Source organism: Deltaproteobacteria bacterium, assembly GCA_019308925.1.
Lineage (GTDB): Bacteria > Desulfobacterota > B13-G15 > B13-G15 > RBG-16-54-18 > JAFDHG01.
The window spans coordinates 1-2,855 of sequence record JAFDHG010000112.1 but is presented as its reverse complement, the minus strand read 5'-3'; the positions used below and the strand labels follow the sequence as shown (position 1 = coordinate 2,855).

Annotated in this window: 3 protein-coding genes and 1 riboswitch; all 3 genes read right to left on the bottom strand. The window is 49.7% G+C overall.

The window, feature by feature from the left end; translation table 11 throughout:
• A partial coding sequence (locus JRI46_12425; GenBank protein ID MBW2040370.1) for a hypothetical protein occupies positions 1-130 on the bottom strand: 130 nt, incomplete at its 3' end.
• A 30-nt stretch (positions 131-160) separates the two neighbouring features.
• The gene (locus JRI46_12420) at positions 161-907 is read right to left on the bottom strand and encodes a cobalamin-dependent protein (protein MBW2040369.1); all 747 of its coding nucleotides are present in this window, start codon (positions 905-907) and stop codon (positions 161-163) included.
• An 81-nt stretch (positions 908-988) separates the two neighbouring features.
• Entirely contained in the window at positions 989-2,005 is a 1,017-nt protein-coding gene (locus JRI46_12415) for an MtaA/CmuA family methyltransferase (protein ID MBW2040368.1), read from the bottom strand.
• Between the two features lie 365 nt (positions 2,006-2,370).
• A riboswitch (cobalamin riboswitch) is annotated at positions 2,371-2,634 on the bottom strand.
• Positions 2,635-2,855: the final 221 nt, after the last annotated feature.

Below are 2,855 nucleotides of genomic sequence, written 5' to 3'. Positions count from 1 at the left end.
CTATGCCCACATCTCCGAATTCATTGACCAGAACAACAATTTTCTCCTCAGTTCCCCATTTCTCCAGGGCCCTGATGATAAAAGTGGTTTTGCCGGAGCCCAAAAACCCGAAGACAATATCAACAATCATTCCCTTAACCTATCCCTCATCGTTTTCTTGTTATCCGTTCCATTTGCCCCGCATTGATTCCCAGCTCTCGCCCTCTGTGGCGTCCTCGGCCATTCCAGGTGCCTGGCTTGCCTCTTTGCCCCAGATTCCCAGGTCATATCCCGTTACATACTCCTCGCAGACCGCTCCCCCACCGCAGATAAAGGGGATAGCCAGACCGGCAGCCTCGAGCTGATGGGCGATCTTTGGAAAGGCGGTCATGGTGGTGGTCATGAGGGCAGTGCCAGTGACCATAACGGGCTTGTGTTCCTTGCACGCGGACACAACCTTTTCAACCGGGACATCAGCGCCCAGATTCACAACCTCAAAGCCGTTGGCATTGAGCAGGGCATTGACGATAACCTGTCCAATGTCGTGGATATCCCCCTCGGCCGTATGGGTGACCACCGTGGACTTTCTGTCCATGGATTTACCCATTTTTGCCTCACACTCGGCGATTCCCACATTCATGGCGTCTGAGGAGAGGATGACCTGGGGAAGGAAATAAACCCCCTCATCCCATAGGCGGCTCACCTCGTTCATACCCGCGATCAAGGCGTCGTTGATGATGTCGATGGGAGATTTTGATTCCAGGGCGTTTTTGACGACCGGGAGGATCCCCTCATCATCCCCGTCCACGACGAACTTGGCAATCTCCTGCAAGGTGGAGTCTTTAGAAACCACCCTGGCTTCTCCTGTGACCTCCAGGTCGAGGTCATAACGTTTGAAAATCATCGAAAAATCGTCTAATATTTTCATTTTTTCCTCCTTCTCCTCTCCTTAAATATTAACATCAAACGGCTCCGGCAGAAGCCACTAATATCCTTAAGGTAACTGTCACTAATGGGCCTTGGCAACCTCCACCATGGCCAGCAGGTTTTCCGTAGGCGTGCCAGGCGCAACCGCACAGCCCGGGGCCAGGATCTGGATGCCATCGGCAATAGACTCCTCGCAACCCTCTTTGACCGTATCTGCATCTTTCATAAAGAGGGTCGTAGCAGTATCTACTCCACCCATGAAGATAATTTGGTTTCCGCACTTTTGCCGTGCAAGTCTGGCATCGGCTTTTGGTTCTAAACTCAGTATCTCTGCCCCGGTCTGACCCATCCATTCCACAATAGGGTCTACATTCCCACAAATATGCAAAATCTTGGGGACGGGGATGGCGTCAAATTGTCTTTTTTGATATTCCAGCTCGAGGTCTCTGTACGTCTTCGGGGCAATGAGTTCTGGCGACGCAGTCATGTCTTCACAGGAGATTATGTCAGCGCCGGCATCTACGAGCGCCTTGGCCAGGGCCGTCCCGGCCTTCTCTGCAACCTCAAGAAAGGGCCGGATCTTGTCAGGTGCTTTAAAGGTGGCCTTTAGGATGGGGACAGCATCCAAAAGGGATCCCGCAATGGTAAAAGGCCCTATGATCCCTGCCACAATGGGTACCTCGTCGCCCACCTCTTTTTTGAGAAATTTCACCGCCTTTAGCAGCTCCGGTATCGAGCCCCTGGAGAGAAAATCATCAGGGTACACGGGGGTATCATCGAGTTTGTAGGGGGGCGGATGTTCAATCCCCGGGATGCCCTCACCACCACCTTCAACGCTTTTTCCCGGTTTATATGTACACCCGAGGGCGACCGCCTCGAATGTCTGGCAAAATGGCACCCTAACCGCATCAAAACCGAGTACTGAATAGGCAGCCAGGGCCTGTTTTGCCATTGTTTCTCCCTTTTGATGGCCTTCCGGCCAAAAGGCATGCACCTGCTCCATCTGATCGTAAGTTACAGTGGAATTGGCTCCGAAACAGGGCATCCTGTCTGGGCTTTGATGATTTAAAACAGCCATCACACGCTCTTTAGCATTCATCAGACCTCCTCCTCTGGGATAAGTTAGTATTTATAACGCTGTTGGATATGTGTGAATAATTTGGAAAAAGGCGGAATTCCGACGTCCAACAACAAATGGAACATAGCGAACGTCGCAACTGCCGTTTGAAGTGCTTTCTTTTTGGATGTCCATTTCATGACATCAGTTTGATGATTCGCCAAGAATACGAATTTATTACTCACGAAATGTCCCCTCCGCTAAACAGAAGCTCTGCCAAGTAAGAAATGAATGATCCGCTGCGATATAAAAGCTACAGCTTACACCTAAACGTGGAATCGAATATTAGGGATTGGGTTATTTAAAAATTCTCGAGTTTTGCGGCGGACACAGCCTTTTCCCTCGAAAGAGCTATATCCTGATTGGGCAGGTATCCTGGCTTGCGGTTTTTACTACTCTCTACGCCTTCCCATTCCGCTTGCTGCGGAGCAGTGGCTTAGTGCAGATTTCGCTCTCTTCGGAATAATAAGAAGTGGTTGGTTCCAAAGAGTCCTTTCCCTTTTGGTTCAATGTGAGAGAAGGGAAAGCATTACCACTTACAGTTGCGGGGCAGCGATGGTTTTGCACCATCTTCCCTACCTTAGGAGGTCACATAGCGTTAGTGATTCCTCCCGCTTTAGGGATTACATATTAGTCTTCAATGGTTTTTCGGTCCTGTCACCTCCTTAAAAAGTACTAATTCTTCATTCATGCCGATAAAATAAATATGCCTGCAATTTCGATGCCAGATAACAGTAGCATCCATCTGACAGCTAAAATGGAAATAAGTCAGGTGGGGCGCGGAGTTGGGAGCAGTTTCCTGGAGCATATTGCCGGTAAAGAATTATGTCAT

Excerpts from the sequence above, each read along its gene's own strand:
- JRI46_12420 (MBW2040369.1), bottom strand. The coding sequence starts at position 907 with ATGAAAATATTAGACGATTTTTCGATGATTTTCAAACGTTATGACCTC.
- JRI46_12415 (MBW2040368.1), bottom strand. The coding sequence starts at position 2,005 with ATGAATGCTAAAGAGCGTGTGATGGCTGTTTTAAATCATCAAAGCCCA.